The 21976-nt window shown below is 42.2% G+C and carries 24 protein-coding genes; 16 read left to right on the top strand and 8 right to left on the bottom strand.

Features of this window, described 5'->3' with window-relative positions:
* The first annotated feature begins 11 nt into the window (after positions 1 to 11).
* The 6 genes from F9B91_RS07945 to pepC all read left to right on the top strand — a co-directional run bounded on the left by F9B91_RS07945 (position 12) and on the right by pepC (position 4103).
* Positions 12 to 164: a hypothetical protein gene (locus F9B91_RS07945; protein WP_049499548.1), complete on the top strand. Its 153-nt coding sequence runs from the start codon at positions 12 to 14 to the stop codon at positions 162 to 164.
* 21 nt (positions 165 to 185) lie between these two features.
* A complete protein-coding gene (locus tag F9B91_RS07940; protein ID WP_150922910.1) occupies positions 186 to 1427 on the top strand; it encodes an aminopeptidase in 1242 nt (413 codons plus the stop codon).
* 9 nt (positions 1428 to 1436) lie between these two features.
* On the top strand, positions 1437 to 1667 hold the full coding sequence (locus F9B91_RS07935; RefSeq protein ID WP_000901572.1) for a GlsB/YeaQ/YmgE family stress response membrane protein: 231 nt from the start codon (positions 1437 to 1439) through the stop codon (positions 1665 to 1667).
* A 20-nt stretch (positions 1668 to 1687) separates the two neighbouring features.
* Positions 1688 to 1918 (top strand): hypothetical protein, encoded by a 231-nt coding sequence (locus F9B91_RS11475; protein WP_150922909.1) that lies wholly within the window; start codon positions 1688 to 1690, stop codon positions 1916 to 1918.
* Between the two features lie 17 nt (positions 1919 to 1935).
* Positions 1936 to 2658, top strand: coding sequence for a pseudouridine synthase (locus F9B91_RS07925; protein WP_150922908.1), 723 nt, complete (start codon positions 1936 to 1938; stop codon positions 2656 to 2658).
* 110 nt (positions 2659 to 2768) lie between these two features.
* On the top strand, positions 2769 to 4103 hold the full coding sequence (pepC, locus tag F9B91_RS07920) for an aminopeptidase C (protein WP_049499889.1): 1335 nt from the start codon (positions 2769 to 2771) through the stop codon (positions 4101 to 4103).
* Positions 4104 to 4158: 55 nt separating this feature from the next.
* Here pepC and F9B91_RS07915 read toward each other — a convergent pair whose 3' ends face one another.
* The 5 genes from F9B91_RS07915 to F9B91_RS07895 all read right to left on the bottom strand — a co-directional run bounded on the left by F9B91_RS07915 (position 4159) and on the right by F9B91_RS07895 (position 9203).
* A complete protein-coding gene (locus F9B91_RS07915; RefSeq protein ID WP_000136864.1) occupies positions 4159 to 5070 on the bottom strand; it encodes a PTS system mannose/fructose/sorbose family transporter subunit IID in 912 nt (303 codons plus the stop codon).
* Positions 5071 to 5093: 23 nt separating this feature from the next.
* The gene (locus F9B91_RS07910; protein WP_000022716.1) at positions 5094 to 5897 is read right to left on the bottom strand and encodes a PTS mannose/fructose/sorbose transporter subunit IIC; all 804 of its coding nucleotides are present in this window, start codon (positions 5895 to 5897) and stop codon (positions 5094 to 5096) included.
* A 25-nt stretch (positions 5898 to 5922) separates the two neighbouring features.
* On the bottom strand, positions 5923 to 6912 hold the full coding sequence (locus tag F9B91_RS07905; RefSeq protein WP_150922907.1) for a PTS sugar transporter subunit IIB: 990 nt from the start codon (positions 6910 to 6912) through the stop codon (positions 5923 to 5925).
* 234 nt (positions 6913 to 7146) lie between these two features.
* The gene (gene adhP / locus F9B91_RS07900) at positions 7147 to 8166 is read right to left on the bottom strand and encodes an alcohol dehydrogenase AdhP (RefSeq protein WP_000649182.1); all 1020 of its coding nucleotides are present in this window, start codon (positions 8164 to 8166) and stop codon (positions 7147 to 7149) included.
* 224 nt (positions 8167 to 8390) lie between these two features.
* Positions 8391 to 9203 carry a Cof-type HAD-IIB family hydrolase gene (locus F9B91_RS07895; protein ID WP_150922906.1) on the bottom strand — a complete coding sequence of 271 codons (813 nt, stop codon included), beginning with the start codon at positions 9201 to 9203 and terminating at the stop codon, positions 8391 to 8393.
* A 189-nt stretch (positions 9204 to 9392) separates the two neighbouring features.
* Between F9B91_RS07895 and F9B91_RS07890 the strand changes: the two genes are divergently transcribed.
* From F9B91_RS07890 to folB, 6 genes are all read left to right on the top strand, one after another.
* Positions 9393 to 10811 carry an NCS2 family permease gene (locus F9B91_RS07890; protein ID WP_150922905.1) on the top strand — a complete coding sequence of 473 codons (1419 nt, stop codon included), beginning with the start codon at positions 9393 to 9395 and terminating at the stop codon, positions 10809 to 10811.
* Positions 10812 to 10915: 104 nt separating this feature from the next.
* Positions 10916 to 11623 (top strand): CPBP family intramembrane glutamic endopeptidase, encoded by a 708-nt coding sequence (locus F9B91_RS07885; RefSeq protein WP_045612734.1) that lies wholly within the window; start codon positions 10916 to 10918, stop codon positions 11621 to 11623.
* Positions 11624 to 11716: 93 nt separating this feature from the next.
* Complete coding sequence (gene folP, locus F9B91_RS07880; protein WP_191962430.1) at positions 11717 to 12691, top strand: dihydropteroate synthase; 975 nt, start codon at positions 11717 to 11719, stop codon at positions 12689 to 12691.
* A gap of 1 nt (position 12692) precedes the next feature.
* Positions 12693 to 14015, top strand: coding sequence for a bifunctional folylpolyglutamate synthase/dihydrofolate synthase (locus F9B91_RS07875; protein WP_150922904.1), 1323 nt, complete (start codon positions 12693 to 12695; stop codon positions 14013 to 14015).
* Positions 13996 to 14550, top strand: a complete 555-nt coding sequence (gene folE / locus F9B91_RS07870; protein ID WP_061827444.1) for a GTP cyclohydrolase I FolE — start codon at positions 13996 to 13998, stop codon at positions 14548 to 14550. The genes F9B91_RS07875 and folE overlap by 20 nt, the downstream gene beginning before the upstream one ends.
* Positions 14551 to 14708: 158 nt before the next feature.
* Positions 14709 to 15521, top strand: coding sequence for a dihydroneopterin aldolase (folB, locus tag F9B91_RS07865; protein WP_150922903.1), 813 nt, complete (start codon positions 14709 to 14711; stop codon positions 15519 to 15521).
* Positions 15522 to 15566: 45 nt separating this feature from the next.
* Here folB and F9B91_RS07860 read toward each other — a convergent pair whose 3' ends face one another.
* Entirely contained in the window at positions 15567 to 15884 is a 318-nt protein-coding gene (locus F9B91_RS07860) for a DUF960 domain-containing protein (RefSeq protein ID WP_150922902.1), read from the bottom strand.
* Between the two features lie 237 nt (positions 15885 to 16121).
* Between F9B91_RS07860 and ccpA the strand changes: the two genes are divergently transcribed.
* Complete coding sequence (gene ccpA, locus F9B91_RS07855; RefSeq protein WP_001090628.1) at positions 16122 to 17132, top strand: catabolite control protein A; 1011 nt, start codon at positions 16122 to 16124, stop codon at positions 17130 to 17132.
* Between the two features lie 51 nt (positions 17133 to 17183).
* Here the strand turns inward: ccpA and F9B91_RS07850 are convergent, their stop codons facing one another.
* Entirely contained in the window at positions 17184 to 18146 is a 963-nt protein-coding gene (locus F9B91_RS07850; RefSeq protein ID WP_150922901.1) for an asparaginase, read from the bottom strand.
* Positions 18147 to 18211: 65 nt separating this feature from the next.
* Between F9B91_RS07850 and F9B91_RS07845 the strand changes: the two genes are divergently transcribed.
* A complete protein-coding gene (locus F9B91_RS07845) occupies positions 18212 to 19600 on the top strand; it encodes a Cof-type HAD-IIB family hydrolase (protein WP_045612740.1) in 1389 nt (462 codons plus the stop codon).
* A gap of 34 nt (positions 19601 to 19634) precedes the next feature.
* Here the strand turns inward: F9B91_RS07845 and F9B91_RS07840 are convergent, their stop codons facing one another.
* Positions 19635 to 20087, bottom strand: coding sequence for a universal stress protein (locus F9B91_RS07840; RefSeq protein ID WP_000079148.1), 453 nt, complete (start codon positions 20085 to 20087; stop codon positions 19635 to 19637).
* A 161-nt stretch (positions 20088 to 20248) separates the two neighbouring features.
* Between F9B91_RS07840 and F9B91_RS07835 the strand changes: the two genes are divergently transcribed.
* A complete protein-coding gene (locus tag F9B91_RS07835) occupies positions 20249 to 20551 on the top strand; it encodes a hypothetical protein (protein ID WP_191962429.1) in 303 nt (100 codons plus the stop codon).
* 156 nt (positions 20552 to 20707) lie between these two features.
* Positions 20708 to 21922, top strand: coding sequence for a pyridoxal phosphate-dependent aminotransferase (locus F9B91_RS07830; protein ID WP_150922899.1), 1215 nt, complete (start codon positions 20708 to 20710; stop codon positions 21920 to 21922).
* Positions 21923 to 21976 lie beyond the last annotated feature (54 nt).

The raw sequence follows: 21976 nt of genomic DNA, 5'->3' as shown, positions 1-21976 counted from the left end.
GAGGAAAAAAGATGAAACTAAGAATTTTTGCGGAAGATAGGCCAGCTGAGAAGGTGTTTGAATATCAATTAGAACTTGCTGATCAGACAATTCTTCTATCAACAGCACTCTTGTCAGGTGCCATTGCTTTAGCAGGATTATTCTCTGCTTTGAAAGAAAAATAAAAATAGAAAAGAGATAACAGAATGGTTTTACCAAATTTTAAAGAAAATCTAGAAAAATATGCGAAATTATTGGTTGCGAACGGAATCAATGTGCAACCTGGTCACACTTTGGCTCTCTCTATCGATGTGGAGCAACGTGAGTTAGCTCACTTAATTGTCAAAGAAGCTTATGCCTTGGGTGTGCATGAGGTTATTGTTCAGTGGACAGATGATGTCATTAACCGTGAGAAATTTCTCCACGCGCCAATGGAGCGTTTGGACAATGTGCCAGAATATAAGATTGCTGAGATGAACTATCTCTTGGAGAACAAGGCTAGCCGTCTTGGAGTTCGCTCATCTGATCCAGGTGCTTTGAACGGTGTGGACGCTGATAAGCTTTCAGCTTCTGCTAAAGCTATGGGACTTGCCATGAAGCCAATGCGTATCGCGACTCAATCCAACAAGGTTAGCTGGACTGTAGCAGCCGCTGCTGGACTTGAGTGGGCTAAGAAAGTCTTTCCAAATGCTGCGAGCGACGAAGAAGCAGTCGATCTCCTTTGGGACCAAATCTTCAAAACTTGCCGTGTCTACGAAGAAGATCCTGTTAAGGCTTGGGAAGAGCATGCAGCTATCCTTAAGAGTAAGGCCGATATGCTTAATAAAGAACAATTTTCAGCCCTTCACTACACAGCGCCAGGGACAGATTTAACACTTGGTTTGCCGAAGAACCACGTTTGGGAATCAGCTGGTGCTATCAATGCACAGGGCGAAGGATTCTTGCCAAATATGCCGACAGAGGAAGTCTTCACAGCGCCTGACTTCCGTCGCGCAGATGGTTATGTCACTTCTACAAAACCGCTTAGCTATAATGGAAATATTATTGAAGGTATTAAGGTAACCTTTAAGGATGGACAAATCGTGGATATTTCAGCTGAGAAGGGTGATCAGGTCATGAAAGACCTTGTCTTTGAAAATGCGGGTGCGCGTGCCTTGGGTGAATGTGCCTTGGTACCAGATCCAAGCCCAATTTCTCAGTCAGGCATTACCTTCTTTAACACCCTTTTCGATGAAAATGCATCAAACCACTTGGCTATCGGTGCAGCCTATGCGACTAGCGTAGTTGGTGGAGCGGAGATGAGCGAAGAGGAGCTTGAAGCTGCGGGACTTAACCGTTCAGATGTTCACGTAGACTTTATGATTGGTTCTAACCAAATGGATATCGATGGTATCCGTGAGGATGGGACACGTGTACCACTCTTCCGTAACGGAGATTGGGCAAATTAAGGAGATAATATGTTAGGAAGTATGTTCGTCGGTCTCCTAGTGGGATTTTTAGCAGGTACTCTGACCAATCGTGGAGAACGCATGGGATGTTTTGGAAAAATGTTTCTAGGCTGGATTGGTGCCTTTATAGGCCACTTGCTTTTTGGGACTTGGGGACCGATAATAGCAGGAACTGCCATTATTCCGGCAGTACTAGGTTCCATGATTGTCTTAGCGATTTTCTGGAGACGAGGAAGTTAATTTCCTAAATCTGATACTCAATGAAAATCAAAGAGCAAACTAGGAAACTAGCCGCAGGCTGCTCAAAGCACTGCTTTGAGGTTGTAGATGAAACTGACGAAGCCAGCTCAAAACACTGTTTTGAGGTTGCAGATAGAACTGACGAAGTCAGTAACCATACATACGGCAAGGCGACGTTGACGCGGTTTGAAGAGATTTTTGAAGAGTATGAAATGAAAAGGAGGTTGGTCATTGAGACAGCCTCCTTTTGATATGATATAATAGTTCTATGAGATTAGATAAATTTTTAGTTGCCTGCGCTGTGGGGAGCCGGACTGAGGTCAAAAACTTGCTCAAGGCTGGGCGCGTGACGGTAAATGGTAAAAAAGAAAAATCAGCTAAATTGCAGATTGATGAAGAAAGAGATGAGATTCGCTTTGATGGGCAAGTGCTGGAGTACGAGGAGTTTGTCTACTACATGATGAACAAGCCCCAAGGAGTTATTTCAGCGACTGAGGATCCAAAACACAGAACGGTTCTAGACTTGTTGGACGATATTGCTCGGAGCAAGGAAGTTTTTCCAGTAGGGCGCTTGGATATTGATACGCATGGACTCCTGCTCCTGACCAATGATGGTCAGCTTGCACATGCTCTTCTTTCACCTAAGCGTCATGTGGATAAGACCTATCTGGCACAGGTTAAGGGAATTATGACCCAAGAAGACGTAGAGATATTTGCTAAGGGAATTCCTCTCAAAGACTTTACCTGTCAGCCCGCTAGACTGGAGCTTGTGTTGGTAGATTCAGAAAAGAATCAGAGCCAAATCCGTGTGACTATTGCAGAAGGGAAGTTCCATCAGGTCAAGCGTATGGTGGCATACTGTGGTAAGGAAGTAGTAGACCTACAGCGTTTGACTATGGGAACTCTGATGTTAGATGATAACTTACAAAGAGGGGAATGGCGTCGCTTGACCAAGGAAGAGTTAGAAGCTCTCCTTGCGAATATTGCCTAATTTGATTTATATTCGAAAAGGTGAGGAAGAATATCCTTGCCTTTTATGTTTTTCAGTTGCTTACTTTGTGAAAAGCGTTATAATAGACTGTAGAATAAAAGGAGGAATCTATGAACGCGATTCAAGAATCATTTACTGATAAATTATTTGCCAACTATGAAGCAAATGTAAAATACCAAGCGATTGAAAATGCTGCTAGCCATAATGGAATTTTTGCAGCCCTAGAACGTCGCCAAAGCCATGTAGACAACACACCTGTTTTCTCATTGGATTTGACCAAGGACAAGGTAACAAACCAGAAAGCGTCTGGTCGTTGCTGGATGTTTGCAGCCCTTAACACCTTCCGTCACAAACTCATCTCTCAATATAAATTGGAAAACTTTGAGTTGTCACAGGCTCATACATTCTTCTGGGATAAGTATGAGAAATCAAACTGGTTCTTGGAGCAAGTCATTGCAACCGCAGACCAAGATTTGACGAGCCGTAAGGTTAAATTCCTACTTCAAACACCTCAACAAGATGGCGGTCAATGGGATATGGTCGTTTCTCTCTTTGAGAAATACGGTGTCGTGCCTAAGTCAGTTTACCCTGAGTCTGTTTCATCTAGTAGTAGCCGTGAGTTAAATGCAATACTTAACAAATTGCTTCGCCAAGATGCTCAAATCTTGCGTGACTTGCTTACTTCTGGTGCGGACCAAGCGACTGTTCAAGCTAAGAAAGAAGACCTCTTGCAAGAAATCTTTAATTTCCTTGCCATGTCATTAGGACTTCCACCACGTCAGTTTGACTTTGCTTATCGCGATAAAGATAACAACTACCAAAGCGAAAAGGGCATTACACCACAAGAGTTTTACAAGAAATATGTCAATCTTCCTCTAGAAGATTATGTTTCTGTTATCAATGCTCCAACTGCTGACAAGCCTTACGGAAAATCTTACACAGTTGAGATGTTAGGAAATGTGGTTGGTAGCCGTGCGGTTCGTTACATCAACGTGCCGATGGAGCGCTTGAAAGAGTTGGCAATTGCTCAAATGCAAGCAGGTGAGACTGTTTGGTTTGGTTCTGATGTCGGCCAGCTCAGCAACCGTAAGGCTGGAATCCTTGCGACAGATGTTTATGACTTTGAATCAAGCATGGACATTAAACTCACTCAAGACAAGGCTGGACGTTTGGATTACAGCGAAAGTTTGATGACCCACGCCATGGTCTTGACAGGTGTTGATTTGGATGAAAATGGGAAGTCAACCAAGTGGAAGGTTGAAAACTCATGGGGAGACAAGGTTGGTACCGATGGGTACTTTGTTGCCTCAGACGCTTGGATGGACGAATACACTTACCAAATCGTTGTCCGTAAGGAATTGCTGACAGCAGAAGAACAAGCTGCCTATGAATCAGAACCAATTGTACTCGCACCATGGGATCCAATGGGTGCCTTGGCCGAATAAAAGTATAGAAAAAAGGAATCAGATTTTAGAACCTGATTCCTTTTAAGTTGCTTGATTACATGATGTGAAGAACATGTGCCACAATACCCACTGCGAAGAGTGCAAGGATAATAGTGATTGGAGATACTTTTTTCTTAAGCAAGTACATGCAAAGGAGAGTAAGGAGTAGTCCTGATAGTCCAGGGATCAACATATCCAAGTTTTGTTGGAAAGTAGTAACTTTTTCAGGTGTTTGAGACAATCCTTGTCCTACTTGTGCGAATGCTTCTTGGATACCTTTAGATCCTTCTGGCAATTTATCCCAATGGATATAAGCCTTTTCATCTAGTTGAACTTTGGCAACATCGAAAGCAAATTTAATATTTACCCAACGTTGAACAAGGACAGCAAGAATGAACATACCAAGGATAGAAGCTCCTTTAGTGATGTCTTGAAGGATACCGCCAGACATATCTTTAGTGATTTCTGATCCAGCCTTGTATCCAATCTCTTGTGTATACCACAAGAATGACATACGAATCAAGTTCCAAAGAACGAAGAAGAGGATTGGACCTAAGATATTACCAGTAAGGGCAAGTGAAGCACCGAGTGATCCAAGGATTGGGCGTACTGTAAACCAGAATACTGGGTCACCGATACCAGCAAGAGGTCCCATCATACCGATTTTAACCCCTTGGATAGCAGCGTCATCAATTTCAACACCGTTAGCACGTTCTTCTTCAAGTGCAAGAGTAACCCCCATGATTGGAGCGGCTACGTATGGGTGAGTGTTGAAGAACTCAAGATGGCGTTCAAGAGCAGCGATTTGATCTTCTTTTTTAGTGTAGAGTTTTTTAAGAGCTGGAATTAATGAGTAAGCCCAACCCAAGTTTTGCATACGTTCATAGTTCCAAGAACCTTGTAAGAAAGTTGAACGCCACCAAACTTTTTTACGATCTGATTTAGTTAATTGAAGTTTTTCAGTCATGATGTTTTCAGTCCTTTCTTATCTTAGTAGTCTTCTAGGATATCGCCGATTGGGTCGTTAGAAGTTGCGGCTCCACCGCCACCGTTTCCACCAGTTTTAGAAAGGTGAAGGTAGATAAGAGCGATAGCAACACCGATAGCACCAAATCCGATTAGAGTAATATCTGACACGGCAGCAAGCACGAAACCGATAGCGAAGAATGGCCATACTTCACGAGTTGCCATCATGTTGATAACCATAGCGTAACCAACGGCAACAACCATACCACCACCGATAGCCATACCATCTTTAAGCCAATCAGGCATAGCATTTAGAATGCTTTGTACTGTTTCAGTTGGTACCATTAGAAGGAGTGCTGCAGGGACTGCAATACGAAGACCTTGAAGAAGAAGTGCGACAAAGTGAGCACGTTCAACTGCTTTGAAGTCACCTTTTTTAGCAGAAGCATCAGCAGTGTGAACCAATCCGACAGAGAGTGTACGGACAATCATAGTCAAGAATAGACCAGCAACTGCAAGAGGGATAGCAACCGCTTGGGCAACACCGATACCTGTTTTAGTAAAGTCGCCACCAAGAACCATGATAATGGCAGCAGCAACAGAAGCAAGAGCAGCGTCAGGAGCTACGGCAGCTCCGATGTTAGCCCAACCAAGGGCGATCATTTGAAGAGAACCACCAAGGATGATCCCTGCTTCAAGGTTACCAGTAACAAGACCGATAAGGGTACAAGCTACGATTGGTTGATGGAATTGGAACTGGTCGAGGATACCTTCAAGACCTGCTAGGAAGGCTACAACGACTACTAAAACCATAGAAATAATAGACATCTTTAAAATCCTTTCATAAAATCGATTATTGCACGTTTGCTTTGTTGATCAAGTCAAACAAATCTTTTTTCGTGTCGTTTGGTACTTTACGTACATCAAATTCAACACCAAGGTCACGCATTTTTTCAAATGTAGCAACGTCTTCTTTATCCATAGACAAAACGTTGTTAACCATTGTTTTACCAGTTGAGTGAGCCATTGATCCAACATTAAGAGTTTTGATTGGCACGCCACCTTCAATAGCACGAAGGGCATCTTGAGGTGTTTCAAACAAGATAAGGGCATGTGTTCCTCCGAAGCGAGGGTCTTTTGCAACGTCGATTAGTTTTTGGATAGGAACAACGTTTGCTTTCACTTTACCTGGAGCTGCTTGTTTAATCAATTCTTTACGTAATTCGTCTTTAGCTACGTTATCTGAAGCAACGATGATACGGTCTGCTTTTGAATCTGGAGTCCAAGCAGTTGCAACCTGACCGTGAAGTAAACGAGTGTCTAGACGGGCAAGGTTGATTTTGAGTTTACCGTCTCCGATGACAGTTCCTTCTGGAATAGCAGCTTGGGCAACTGGAGCAGCTGCAGCGCTTGCTACTTCCTCAACTGGGTTGAGCTCTTCTGGAAGAGCCTTGATGCCATCTCTGGCTTCTTTAATGATATTAGCAGCGACTTTTTCTACACCTGCAGTAGCGTCCATCAGGCGCTCTGTGTAGGCTTGAATTAACATCGGTAAGTTAAGTCCTGTGATGATGGCAAACTTACGCTCAGGATTTTCTCCCATCACGCGGCTAGCTTGGTTAAATGGAGATCCACTCCAAAGGTCAGCCAAAACTAGAACCTCATCTTCTGCGTCAAATGCAGCAACAGCGTTATTAAACTTAGCGTATAGATCATCAGGACCTTCATTTGGCATAAAGGTTACAACTTGAACCTTTTCTTGTTCACCAAAGATCATAGATCCTGACTGATGAATACCCGCAGCAAATTCGCCGTGGCTCGCAATAATGATTCCGATACTCATTATTGTCATTCCTCCTTTTTTGTTTTAGTTTTCGTTTAAGAAAACTTTAAGACTTTTTAAGTATAAACCGTTTTCATCTAAAAATCAACTATTTATCATAAAATAATTAAAGAGATTACATCTGAAAATATTGATATATTGAGTTTTAGAGAAGTTTTTTTGAATTCTTATTTAAAAATTTAATATAAAAAAGTTGGAAGCGTATTCCAACTTTTAAAATAGGTTTCTATTAGATTAGTGGGTGAAATCGAGTACCATACGTCCTTGGATTTGACCTTTTTCCATTTCGTCGAAAATGGCTACGGCATCTTCGACTGGACGTTTTTGAACAACTGGAACTACCAAACCTTCTGCACCGAATTGGAAGGCTTCTTCCAAGTCTTTACGAGTTCCAACAAGAGAACCGATGACTTGGATTCCATCTAGAACGGTTTTTACGATACTTAGTTCCATCATTTCAGAAGGAAGACCAACAGCGACTACGCGACCACCGGCACGAACTGAGTCAACAGCCTGATTGAAGGCAACTTTAGATACAGCAGTTACGACAGCTGAATGAGCTCCACCATCAGTTTTTTCCTTGATGAGTCCAGGTACATCATCAACTTCTAGGCCGTTAATAACGATATCAGCACCGACCTCTTTTGCAAGGGCAAGTTTGTCGTTATTGATATCAACTGCGATGACATGAGCATTGAATACTTTTTTAGCGTATTGAACAGCTAGGTTACCAAGTCCACCAGCACCGTAAAGAACAACCCATTGGCCTGGTTCAACTTTTGCTTCTTTAATAGCTTTATAGGTTGTTACACCAGCACATGTGATAGAAGAGGCTTGGGCTGGATCAAGTCCGTCAGGAACTTTAACAGCATAGTCTGCAGTTACGATACATTGTTCAGCCATACCACCATCTACTGAGTAGCCAGCATTTTTCACTGTACGGCAAAGAGTTTCACGGCCAGTTGTACAGTATTCGCAAGTACCACATCCTTCAAAGAACCAAGCAACGCTGACGCGGTCACCGACTTTAAGGCTTTTAACATCTGGGGCAATTTCTTTAACGATACCAACACCTTCGTGTCCTAGGACGCGTCCTGGTACTTGACCAAAGTCACCATGGGCAACGTGGAGGTCAGTGTGGCAAACACCACAGTATTCAATCTCTACAAGTGCTTCTCCAGTTTCAAGTGGACGGAGTACTTTTTCTTCAACAGCAACACCAGTGCTTTCTGGATTTACAACAACAGCTTTCATAGCTATCCTCCTTGATATTAACTGAGAGCAGGAGAAACAGGACTGGATTGATTTTGTGTCAACAGAGTCGAGTATGACGAGCTCTCTTGTATTTATATGTGAAGTATATCACAAAAGAAAGCCTTTTCCAAGGTTTTGGAGGCAAAAAGTAGAACAATCGATTAACTGGTTGATGAGACTGTGAAAAGAGCACAAAGACCAGCTCGTAAGCTGGTCAGTATGGACTATAAGAATAAGCCTTGCAGGGTTTTGGCAACCCCGTCTTGGTCATTTGTCAAGGAAATTTGCTCATCTGCATAGGGGAGTAGCTCAGGATTGGCATTTTTCATTGCATAACCTTTCCCAGCAAAAGCTAGCATTTCGGTATCATTGTGTTCATCTCCAAAGGCAATCAAATCTTTTTTGTCACGGTTCATTACCTTGAGCAAGTAGTCCAAAGCAAAGGCCTTGTTGACACCTTTTGGGGTACATTCAAGGATATTGAGCGGACCTCCCCAGGTATTGATAGACAGTTGATACTGGTAGAAGGCGTTCATTTCTTTTGCCAAGGCATATTTGTCACTGGCTCTAGTCTGCAACAGAATGCAGTTAGGGTCCTTGGTTACCAACTCAGGCTGAAATTGATCTTCAGGCTGGAAAGCTTCTACACCAAATAGTTTGGGATTGGCAATTTCTTCATTAGGATTTGTAATGTAGAATTTTTTACGGTATTCTCCAGCGATAAAATCGGCTTGAATGTCCTCTGAACGTTGAACCATATCTAGCAGATATTTTTTGTCTACGGTTAAACACTTTTCAAAATCCCAAACTTGGTCTGGTAAATGAGTGAGGGAGCCGTTGAAGTTAATCATAGGAGTGTCTAAGCCTAGTTCACGGTAAAAATCTTTTGACATTCGGTAAGGGCGCCCTGTCGTAATAATAACTTGATGGCCTTTTTCAGTAACTTTTTTGATGGTTTTTTTGGTAAAGTCAGAAATTTGACTGTCTGAGTTGAGCAGGGTTCCATCCAGGTCAACTGCAATAATTTTTTTTGTCATAGGGACCTTTCTAGTGTCTTTTCAGATAAGATGTCTTCTATTATAACAGAAAGCAGGCAGAAAAGCAGATTCCAAACAAAAAATGAAATTCTATCAATTTCTTAAATAAATCAAACAAAGATATTGAAAAAGTGAATGATAAATGATATAATTCTATTATTGTTCGTAAAAATTAAAAGGAGATTAATAATGGACAAATTATTTAAACTAAAAGAGAACGGTACAGACGTTCGTACAGAGGTTCTCGCTGGTTTAACAACTTTCTTTGCAATGAGTTATATTCTCTTTGTAAACCCACAAATTCTTTCGCAAACAGGAATGCCTGCTCAAGGTGTCTTCCTAGCGACGATCATTGGTGCAGTAGCGGGTACCTTGATGATGGCCTTCTACGCTAACTTACCGTATGCCCAAGCACCAGGTATGGGACTCAATGCCTTCTTTACCTTTACAGTTGTATTTGGACTCGGTTATTCTTGGCAACAAGCCCTAGCTATGGTCTTCATCTGTGGGGTTATCTCATTGATTATTACCTTGACAAATGTTCGTAAAATGATCATTGAATCGATTCCAAATGCCCTTCGCTCAGCTATTTCAGCTGGTATCGGTGTTTTCCTTGCCTACGTGGGAATTAAGAATGCTGGACTTTTGAAATTTACGATTGATCCAGGCAACTATACTGTTGTAGGAGAAGGGGCTGACAAAGCTCAAGCAACGATTGCAGCAAACTCTTCAGCAGTTCCAGGCTTGGTCAGCTTTAATAATCCAGCTGTTTTGGTGGCACTTGCAGGACTGGCCATTACTATCTTCTTTGTTATCAAAGGAATTAAAGGGGGAATTATCCTCTCTATCTTGACAACAACTGTTCTTGCTATTGCAGTTGGTTTGGTAGATTTGTCTAGTATCGATTTTGCTAACAACCATGTTGGTGCAGCCTTTGAAGACTTGAAGACAGTCTTTGGTGCAGCTCTTGGTTCAGAAGGTTTGGGAGCTTTGATTTCAGATACAGCTCGCTTACCTGAAACTCTTATGGCCATTCTTGCCTTCTCGTTAACAGATATTTTTGACACAATTGGTACTTTGATTGGTACAGGTGAAAAAGTTGGTATCGTAGCGACAAATGGTGAAAATCACCAATCAGCTAAGTTGGATAAGGCTCTTTACTCTGACTTGATTGGTACTTCAATTGGTGCCATCGCTGGTACTTCGAACGTAACGACTTATGTTGAGTCTGCTGCTGGTATCGGTGCAGGTGGACGTACTGGTTTGACAGCCTTGGTTGTTGCTATCTGTTTTGCGATTTCAAGTTTCTTTAGCCCACTTCTAGCTATTGTGCCTTCATCTGCTACAGCTCCAATCTTGATTATTGTTGGGATTATGATGCTAGGTAGCTTGAAAAATATCCATTGGGACGATATGGCTGAAGCAGTTCCTGCCTTCTTCACATCTATCTTTATGGGATTCAGCTACTCTATCACTCAAGGGATTGCAGTTGGTTTCTTGACTTACACTTTGACTAAGATTGTCAAAGGTCAAGCTAAAGATGTTCATGTCATGATTTGGATTTTGGATGCCTTGTTTATCCTTAACTACATCAGTATGGCCTTATAATAGGATAACCCAGGGGGATTTTCCCCCTTTTTTAATACAAAGGAGATTGTGATTAGCTCGCAAATATATTCAATGATGTTTATTAAGACTAAGGAGGAAAAATCATGAAGGAGAAGAGTATGTGGAAAGAGATAGTGAACAGGGGCAAATGGGTAATTATTTTTTTAGTAGCCCTTCTTTTTTCTCAGCTTCCTTTGGCTTTGTCCTATTTTCTAACAAGTAGACGATTTCCATTGTTGCAATCAGGACTATTAGTATCTGCCTTATCTTTGTTGGTTTTACTTATATTTATCATCGGAGCTCGAAAATCACAGTTGGCTAGTTTTGGTTTATCGTTTTTCAAGGCTAAGGATTTGGCTAGATTGGCCTTAAGCTATCTAGTGATTCTTGCCTTTAATATTCTTGGTGTAGTCTTACTGCGTTTGATGAATGAAACAACAACCAGCAATCAATCAAATATTAATGATTTGGTCCAGAATAGTTCCTTAATTTCCAGTTTTTTCTTACTGGTTCTAATAGCTCCTATTTGTGAGGAGATTTTATGTCGAGGAGTGATTCCTAAAAAACTCTTTCGTGGTAAAGAAAATGTGGGTTATATAGTCGGTGCTATTATCTTTGCCTTGCTTCATTTACCGACAAATCTACCTTCTCTTCTTATCTATGGAGGAATGTCAACTGTGCTAACTTGGACAGTTTATAAAACCCAACGTTTGGAAATGTCTATCTTACTTCACATGATTGTTAATGGAGTTTTTTTCTGTTTGTTGGCTCTCGTGGTGATTTTGAGTCGGACATTAGGGATCTCTGTTTAAGATTTTTGACAATTGCTTACTTGTTTCTACTGGGAAAAAGATGAATGCAATCGTGTCCATCTTTTTCTTTTTATGGTAAAATAGAGAAATAATATGATGAAAAGCCTTGAGGGAGTGACCGATATGTCAAGTAAAGCCAATCATGCAAAGACAGCTATTTGCGGAATTATCAATGTAACCCCAGACTCCTTTTCGGACGGTGGTCAATTTTTTGCTCTTGAGCAGGCACTCCAGCAGGCTCGTAAATTGATAGCAGAAGGAGCCAGCATGCTAGATATCGGTGGAGAATCAACTCGGCCGGGAAGTAGCTATGTTGAGATAGAAGAGGAAATCCAGCGTGTTGTTCCAGTGATTAAAGCGATTCGCAAGGAAAGTGATGTCCTCATTTCTATCGATACTTGGAAGAGTCAGGTGGCAGAGGCTGCTTTGGCTGCTGGTGCCAATATAGTTAATGATATCACTGGTCTTATGGGTGATGAGAAAATGGCCCATGTGGTTGCTAAGGCTGGTGCGAAAGTAGTCATTATGTTTAATCCAGTCATGGCACGACCTCAGCACCCTAGCTCGCTCATCTTCCCTCATTTTGGCTTTTGTCAAGCTTTTACAGAGGAAGAGTTAGCTGACTTTGAAACATTGCCAATCGAAGACTTGCTGGTGGCTTTCTTTGAACGAGCACTAGCGAGAGCGAATCAAGCTGGAATCGCACAAGAAAATATCCTGTTGGATCCAGGAATTGGCTTTGGTCTGACCAAGAAAGAAAATCTGCTTCTTTTACGGGACCTGGATAAACTACATCAGAAAGGCTATCCAATCTTTCTCGGAGTGTCGCGCAAGCGATTTGTCATCAATATCCTAGAAGAAAATGGTTTTGAAGGCAATCCTGAGACAGAACTTGGTTTCCGCAATCGGGACACGGCCTCTGCTCATGTAACCAGTATCGCTGCGAGACAGGGTGTAGAAGTGGTGCGCGTGCATGACGTAGCTAGTCACAGGATGGCAGTTGAAATTGCCTCCGCTATTCGTCTGGCTGATGAAGCGGAAAATTTAGATTTAAAACAATACAAATAAGATGAAAGAAATTGAAAACAATCAGTGGATTGCCAACTACCGGACGGACCAACCGCATTTTGGCTTGGAACGCATGGTTGAACTATTAGCTTTGCGTGGCAATCCCCATCTCAAACTCAAGGTCATCCATATCGGAGGGACCAATGGCAAGGGCTCGACCATTGCTTTTTTGAAAAATATGCTGGAAAAGCTAGGCCTGAGAGTTGGTGTGTTCAGCTCGCCCTATCTCATTCATTATACAGACCAGATTAGCATCAATGGGGAATCTATCCCAGAGGCTAGACTAGAAGCCCTCATGGCAGACTATCAGTCTTTGCTTGAAGGAGAATTGGCTGCCAATTTGCAGGGGACAACTGAGTTTGAGATAATTACAGCTCTAGCTTATGATTACTTTGCCTCTGAGCAAGTAGATGTGGCCATCATGGAAGTTGGTATGGGAGGACTTTTGGATAGTACCAATGTTTGCCAGCCTATTCTAACAGGCATCACGACTATTGGATTGGACCATGTAGCCCTTTTAGGTGACACCTTGGAAGCCATAGCAGAGCAGAAGGCAGGCATTATCAAACAAGGAATTCCCTTGGTGACAGGTCGTATCGCTCCAGAAGCCTTGGCTGTGATTGACCGCATTGCGGAAGGGAAAGATGCGCCGAGACTTGCCTACGGGTCAGATTATCAGGTCAGCCATCAAAAGAGTGTGGTTACAGGCGAGGTCTTTGACTATACAAGTGTTGTCAGACAAGGTCGCTTCCAGACTGGCCTGCTTGGTTTGCACCAGATAGAGAATGCTGGGATGGCCATAGCTTTACTTGATACATTTTGTCAAGAGGATGGTCGAGAACTAGCAAGTAATGACTTGCTTGCTCAGGCCTTGGAAGAAACAAGTTGGCCGGGGCGCTTGGAAGTTGTGTCTAGAGAACCCTTGCTGATTTTGGATGGGGCCCACAACCCTCATGCCATCAAGGCTTTATTAGCAACCTTGCAAGAACGCTTTGCGGATTATCGTAAGGAAATCCTCTTTACTTGCATCAAAACCAAGGCCTTGGAGGATATGTTGGACTTGCTGGGGGCCATCCCAGATACCGAGCTTACCCTGACACATTTTGACGATAGTCGGGCGACTGATGAAAACGTGCTGAAAGAGGCAGCCAAGTCTAGAAATCTCAGCTATCAAGGTTGGCAGGATTTTCTAGAGCAGAAATTGACAGATAAAAAAGAAGAGAAACAAACAGTTAGGATTGTCACGGGTTCCTTGTATTTCTTGAGCCAAGTGAGAGCCTATCTGATGGAGAGGAAAAACGAAAATGGATACACAAAAGATTGAAGCAGCTGTAAAAATGATTATCGAGGCTGTAGGAGAGGACGTTAACCGTGAGGGCTTGCAGGAAACGCCTGCTCGAGTGGCCCGTATGTACCAAGAGATTTTTTCAGGTCTTGGTCAAACAGCGGAGGAACATTTGTCAAAATCTTTTGAGATTATTGACGATAATATGGTGGTAGAAAAGGATATTTTTTTCCATACCATGTGTGAACACCACTTCTTGCCATTTTATGGGAGAGCGCATATTGCCTATATTCCAGATGGCCGTGTAGCAGGTTTGTCTAAGCTAGCCCGTACGGTTGAAGTTTATTCTAAAAAGCCACAAATTCAAGAACGTTTAAATATCGAAGTGGCCGATGCCTTGATGGAGTATCTAGGTGCTAAAGGAGCCTTTGTTGTCATTGAGGCGGAACATATGTGTATGAGCATGCGTGGTGTCAGAAAACCAGGCACTGCAACCTTGACGACAGTAGCTCGTGGTCTATTTGAAACAGATAAGGACCTCCGAGATCAGGCTTATCGTTTAATGGGACTATAATACTCTTCGAAAATCAAATTCAAACCACGTCAGCTTCCATCTGCAACCTCAAAACAGTGTTTTGAGCAGTCTGCGGCTAGCTTCTTAGTTTGCACTTTGATTTTCATTGAGTATAAAAAGAATCCGCTTTGGGCGGATTTTTCTAGAAAGGAATCATTATGGATCAACTGCAGATTAAGGATTTGGAAATTTTTGCTTATCATGGTCTTTTTCCTAGTGAGAAAGAATTGGGGCAGAAGTTTGTTATTTCCGCAATCCTATCCTATGATATGACCAAGGCGGCGACAGATTTGGATTTAACAGCCTCTGTCCATTACGGAGAATTGTGCCAGCAGTGGACGGCATGGTTTCAGGAAACGAGTGAAGATTTAATTGAAACGGTAGCTTATAAACTGGTAGAACGTACTTTTGAGGCTTATCCTCTTGTCCAAGAAATGAAGTTGGAACTGAAAAAACCATGGGCGCCAGTGCATTTGCCACTAGATACTTGCTCGGTAACCATTCATCGCCGCAAGCAACGAGCCTTTATCGCCCTAGGAAGCAATATGGGAGATAAACAAGCAAACTTGGAGCAAGCCATTGAGAAAATGCGAAATCGAGGTATCCATATTCTTAAAGAGTCCAGTGTCTTAACGACGGAGCCTTGGGGTGGTGTGGAGCAAGATAGCTTTGCTAATCAAGTGGTTGAGGTTGAAACCTGGTTGCCCGCCCCAGTTCTATTAGAGACCTTGTTAGCCATTGAGTCAGAGATGGGACGGGTGAGAGAAGTACATTGGGGGCCTCGTTTGATTGATTTGGACTTGCTCTTTGTGGAGGATCAGATTCTTTATACAGACGACCTCATCTTGCCTCATTCTTATATAGCGGAACGCCTTTTTGTCCTTGAGTCCTTACAGGAAATTGCGCCTCATTTTATCCATCCGACATTAAAGCAACCGATCCGCAACTTGTATAATGCTTTGAAACAATAGAAAAAACTCTAGTTTTCAGTCGCTTGTAACTGAAGGCTAGAGTTTTTAAAATAGGTCATTTTCTTCTGGGAGAAGGATAGTTTCTCTACCGTCCATGTCTAAAACTAGGATTCTCAGGGGATAAAGAGGGTCAAAGGGATGGTTAAAATCAAAATCAATGGCTGTAGGGAGATGTTGACTTGAAAAGTGGAAGGTAATTTTTCCTTGGTTATTAAGCAATTGAAACTCGAGTTCTTCTTCCAATTCAAAGACATTTTTTAAGAAATGGTCGATGATATACCAAAAAGAGTCAATAACATCATCAGGCAAGCTGGTAACAATGCCAAAACTAGCTGACCGCATGTGGGTATTGGTAAAAGCCATATTTCTTCCCCCTTTCTTTTCCCTTATCATACAGCAAATAGGATTAAAAATCAAGAAAAGGTGATTTTTTCTTCATAAACATAGCTTCCTATGAAATTTTTTCAAATAATCTTCAAAAAACGCTTGAAAGTGTTTACAAATAGTGATAAAATGGAATAAGTAGAACCATGAAAACGAAATTTTCATACCGTCTCTTTTTTTGGAGTCTCGTGAGGTATGATATAGAAAGGAAATGAAATGAATACAGACGATACAGTAACGATTTATGATGTCGCCCGTGAAGCAGGAGTTTCAATGGCGACAGTTAGCCGTGTAGTCAATGGCAATAAGAATGTAAAAGAGAATACTCGAAAAAAAGTGCTTGAGGTGATTGACCGTTTGGATTACCGTCCAAATGCAGTGGCGCGTGGTCTTGCAAGTAAAAAGACAACCACTGTCGGTGTCGTGATCCCAAATATTACCAATGGCTATTTCTCAACGCTTGCTAAAGGGATTGATGATATCGCTGAAATGTACAAGTACAATATTGTCCTTGCCAATAGTGATGAGGATGATGACAAGGAAGTTTCAGTGGTTAATACACTGTTTTCTAAGCAAGTGGATGGTATCATCTTTATGGGCTACCACTTGACTGAAAAAATTCGTTCAGAGTTTTCTCGCTCTCGGACACCAGTTGTTCTTGCAGGAACTGTGGATGTAGAACATCAGCTTCCAAGTGTTAATATTGACTACAAACAAGCAACGATTGATGCAGTAACCTACCTTGCTAAAGAAAATGAGCGCATTGCTTTCGTAAGCGGTCCACTAGTGGATGACATCAATGGTAAGGTTCGTTTGGTTGGCTACAAGGAAGCCTTGAAAAAAGCAGGGATTTCTTATAGCGAAGGATTGGTATTTGAGTCTAAATACACTTATGAAGATGGCTATGCCTTGGCAGAACGCTTGATTTCATCAAATGCAACTGCAGCAGTTGTAACAGGTGATGAGTTGGCAGCAGGTGTCTTGAACGGCCTTGCTGATAAGGGTGTGTCAGTACCAGAAGAGTTTGAAATCATTACTAGTGATGATTCACAAGTCTCTCGCTTTACCCGTCCAAACTTGACAACTATTGCCCAACCTCTTTATGACCTTGGTGCCATTAGTATGCGTATGTTGACTAAGATTATGCACAAGGAAGAGTTGGAAGAACGTGAAGTTCTCTTACCTCATGGTTTGACAGAACGTCGTTCCACACGAAAACGTAAATAGAAAAAATCAGGGAATCGTGAAGATTTCCTGATTTGTTTTTAGAGAAGAGACTTAGCCTTCCATATAGTCTTTCAAAGCCTGCCCTGTTAGTCCGGCATTGAGGGCAATGAGGAGTTTCAAGCGAGCTTTTTGGGCATTGAGTTCTTTAACAAAGAAGACACCAGATTTTTGCAACTGCACACCCCCACCTTGGTAGGCATAAACAGGCTCAGCGATACCGTTAAAGCATCGTGAAACCAAGGCGACAGGGATTCCTTTTTGTAGAAGGCTTTCTAACTTTTGAGCCGTTTCTTTGGGAATATTACCAGCTCCGAAGGCTTGGATAATCAAACCGTCCAATTGTTCCAAATCCAGCATATCAATCAGCTCATCTGTCATACCAGCATAAGCAGAGATGATAGGGACTAAGCCTTGTATGTGATCAAGGTCAAAGCGAACACGAGGTTCAGCTGTTTTGAAGTAGAGGATTTCCTGTTTCATGATGAGACCAAGGGGGCCGTGTGTTGGAGTCTGGAAGGTGCTAACGTTGGTTGTATGTGTTTTGGTAACATACTTGGCAGCGTGGATTTCATCGTTCATAACGACCAAAACTCCTTTGTCAGCAGCCTTGTCATCGCTAGCTACCCTTAAAGCACTCAGATAATTATAAACACCGTCACTACCGAGTTCGTTGGAGCTACGCATGGCCCCTGTTAGAACGATAGGCATATGGGGAACTTCCATTGTATCAAGGAAATAGGCTGTTTCCTCTAAAGTATCGGTCCCGTGTGTGATCACCACTCCATCGTAGTTAGCAGCTTCCTCTTTAATTTTCTGGTAGAGGGCCAGCATATGTTTGGGTTTGATATGGGGGCTTGGCAGGTTAAAAAAGTCCAAGGCGTGGACATGGATTCCTTCAAGAGGATTGGACACATGGTTCATGGGATTATCTGAACTCGTCACAACAGCGCCAGAAGCATCGGCCTGCATGGAAATAGTTCCGCCCGTATGTAAAACAAGGATTTTCTTAGGCATGATTTACTCACTCTTTCTGAAATGTGGTATAATCATTGTATCACAAAAGGGGAGATTGGGATAGGATGGAAGTCAAAGCTGTTTTTTTTGATATCGATGGAACCTTGGTCAACGATCGCAAGAGTGTTTTGAAATCCACTAAGGACGCGATTAAAATTGTCAAAGAACAAGGGGTGCTTGTCGGCGTAGCGACAGGTCGAGGACCTTTTTTTGTTAAGGAATTGATGGACGATTTGGATTTGGACTTTGCGGTAACCTACAATGGCCAGTATATCTTTACTAAAGACAGAGTCTTGTTTACGAGCCCAATTTCCAAGTTACATTTGCGCCAGCTCATTACTTATGCTAAAAAAGAGGGTAAGGAGATTGCCCTAGGGACCAAGGATGCCATGTTGGGTTCCAAAATCATGTCCTTTGGTCTGGGTTCTTTTTCTCAACGAATCAGTCGCTTCGTTCCCTCAGTTTTAACTCGGACAGTGAGTCATTCCTTTAATCGTATGGTCAGCAAGGTTGTTCCCCAAAAGGAAGAAGACCTGCTTGATCTAATGAATCAGCCTATCTACCAAGTTTTGATGCTGATGACGCCAGAAGAATCTGAGAAGGCGGCAGCTGATTTTGAAGACTTGAAATTGACACGTAGCAATCCTTTTGCAGCGGATGTCATCAATCAAGGAAACTCTAAATTGGAAGGCATACGCCGAGTCGGGAAAGAATATGGTTTTGATCTCAACCAAGTGATGGCCTTTGGTGACTCAGATAATGACCTAGAAATGCTGGCGGGTGTCGGTATGTCGGTCGCTATGGGAAATGGTAGTAGCAGTGTTAAGGAAGTTGCTAAGCACATTACCACCAGCAATCAGCAAGACGGAATCCACAAGGCCTTGGAACATTTTGGTGTTCTGGCCTCAGAAAAAGTCTTTGTCAGCCGTGACTATCATTTTAATAAGGTCAAGACCTTCCACCATATGATGGATGAACGAACCCAAGAAGAACCACGAGCTTGGGATTTAGAAGGTGCAACCCACAGGGCTGGCTTTAAAATAGAAGAATTGGTGGAGTTTGTTAGAGCTGCCAGTCCTTCTGAAGAGGACTTTGGTCAAGCTCTATCGCAACTTCATCAAGCTCTTGATAAGGCGGCAGATAAAGTAGCTAAGAAGACGCCTGCTCAGCAAGATTTGATAGGTCAGGTAGATGCTCTGATTGACACGCTTTACTTTACCTACGGTAGTTTTGTCTTGATGGGAGTGGACCCAGAACGTATTTTTGATATTGTTCATCAGGCTAATATGGGGAAAATTTTCCCAGATGGCAAGGCTCATTTTGATCCAGTGACCCACAAAATCTTAAAGCCAGATGATTGGGAAGAAAAATATGCTCCAGAACCTGCTATTAAAAAGGAACTGCAGCGCCAGCTCAAGGCTTATGAGCGTCATAAAGAGAGAAATAAACAGTAAAGAAAAAGGAGCTGTGGGCTCCTTTTCGTCGTAATTATAAGGTTTTTTCTTGTTCTCTCACAACCAGCAAATCGACCTTAGCATGGCGGAGGATGTATTCAGATGAAGAGCCGACCAAGAGGCGTTCAAAGGCGTTGAGACCAGTGGCACCAACGAGAATGAGGTCCACTTCTTCAGCATCAGGAATAGTACGTGCCAAGAGGGTTTTTGGATTTCCCATTTCAATGACGATATGAACATCTGCCACTCCAGCATCTTTAGCACGTTTTTCGTACTCTTTCATCAGACTTTCAGCGTCGACTTGGAGTTCTTCGTAAACTTCAGCATCAAAGGTGGATACGCTTTGGAGAGCGCGTGTGTCAATGACATGAGCGATGGTGAGTTTAGCGTCGTTTCGTAGAGCAGAATGAACTCCCTTGACAAAAGCCAAGTCTGCTTCCTTAGAACCATCGATTGCGACCATAATATTTTGGTAACGTTGTGCCATAATGAAACCTCCTGAAATTTTCTTACTATAATTGTAAACCTTTTCACTATAGAAGTAAAGTAAAAAAAGTATTTTTCAAAAGAATGTTAGCGATTAAAAACTATATAAATATATGATAAAATAAAAGAAAGGATAGCAGGAAAGAAGTGAAGGGAGGGAGAATGATGAAAAGCTCTTTTCAAGAAACAAAAAAATCAAATTTCCTTTATTATGGAATAATCCTAGTGTCGGTCTTGGTAGAAGTTATCATACTCTGGCAATTAGAGAGTCTGATACCGCTTCTTTATCCAGGTTTTATCGGCTTTTTAGTCTTTCATCTACTCTACCATCTGCTATTATTCCTAGTTGCAAAAAGAAGTGGACGCTTAGATTACTTGATGATATGGGGGCTTTTCCTCATCTTCAATCTTCTTTATGACTCCTTTCTAGGCTTGCTTTTTCTAGGTTTATCTTTTGGTATGTGATGTGTCTTTGGCAAAATTCCTGCTATTTCAACTGTCTTGACCTCGCTTTTAGCGAGGTTTTTCTTCTATACGAACCTAGTAACACATTTCAGTAAACTTGTCGCATTCTCTTTCTAGTGGTATAATGTTACTATCCTGATGAATTGAGGAAACAAGATGAAAGAATATAACAAGTCTAGTAAGTTAGAGCATGTTGCTTATGATATCCGTGGTCCTGTTTTGGAAGAAGCCATGCGGATGCGAGCAAATGGAGAAAAGATTTTACGTCTGAATACAGGAAATCCAGCAGAATTTGGTTTTACAGCGCCAGACGAGGTCATTCATGACTTGATTATGAATGCGCGTGATAGTGAAGGTTATTCTGACTCGAAAGGGATTTTCTCAGCCCGTAAGGCTATCATGCAGTATTGCCAATTGAAGAAATTCCCAAATATAGATATTGATGATATCTACCTTGGAAATGGTGTCAGTGAGCTGATTGTCATGTCTATGCAGGGGCTTTTGGACAACGGGGATGAGGTCTTGGTTCCTATGCCAGACTATCCTCTCTGGACAGCAGCTGTCAGCCTAGCTGGAGGAAATGCCGTTCACTATATCTGTGATGAAGCTGCAGAATGGTATCCAGATATTGATGATATCAAGTCAAAAATCACTTCCAATACCAAGGCAATCGTCCTTATCAATCCAAACAACCCAACTGGAGCTCTTTATCCTAAGGAACTCTTGTTGGAGATTATTGAGATTGCCCGTCAAAACGATTTGATTATCTTTGCGGATGAAATTTACGACCGCATGGTAATGGATGGACATGTGCATACGCCTGTGGCGAGCTTGGCACCAGATGTCTTCTGTGTCAGCATGAATGGTCTATCAAAATCCCACCGTATTGCTGGTTTCCGTGTGGGTTGGATGGTCTTGTCTGGACCTAAGACTCATGTCAAGGGCTATATCGAAGGGCTCAATATGCTGTCCAATATGCGCCTTTGCTCTAATGTTTTGGCCCAACAGGTCGTACAAACTTCTTTAGGTGGCCACCAATCAGTTGATGAATTGCTCCTTCCTGGTGGACGAATTTACGAGCAAAGAAATTTCATCTACAATGCCATTCAGGATATCCCAGGTTTGTCTGCGGTTAAACCCAAGGCTGGACTCTATATCTTCCCTAAAATCGATCGTAATATGTACCGTATCGATGATGATGAGCAGTTTGTCCTTAATTTCTTGAAACAGGAAAAGGTTCTCTTGGTTCATGGTCGAGGCTTCAACTGGCAGGAACCAGACCACTTCCGTATTGTTTACCTTCCTCGTGTTGATGAACTAGCCCAAATCCAAGAAAAGATGACTCGTTTCTTGAAACAGTATCGTAGATAGGGCTTACATTCGAAAAAGCGCTAAAAAGCTGGAAACATTTGCCTAGAGCTATTG

Source organism: Streptococcus mitis, assembly GCF_008763935.1.
Classification (GTDB): domain Bacteria; phylum Bacillota; class Bacilli; order Lactobacillales; family Streptococcaceae; genus Streptococcus; species Streptococcus mitis_DB.
This window is presented reverse-complemented; position numbering and strand designations above follow the sequence as displayed.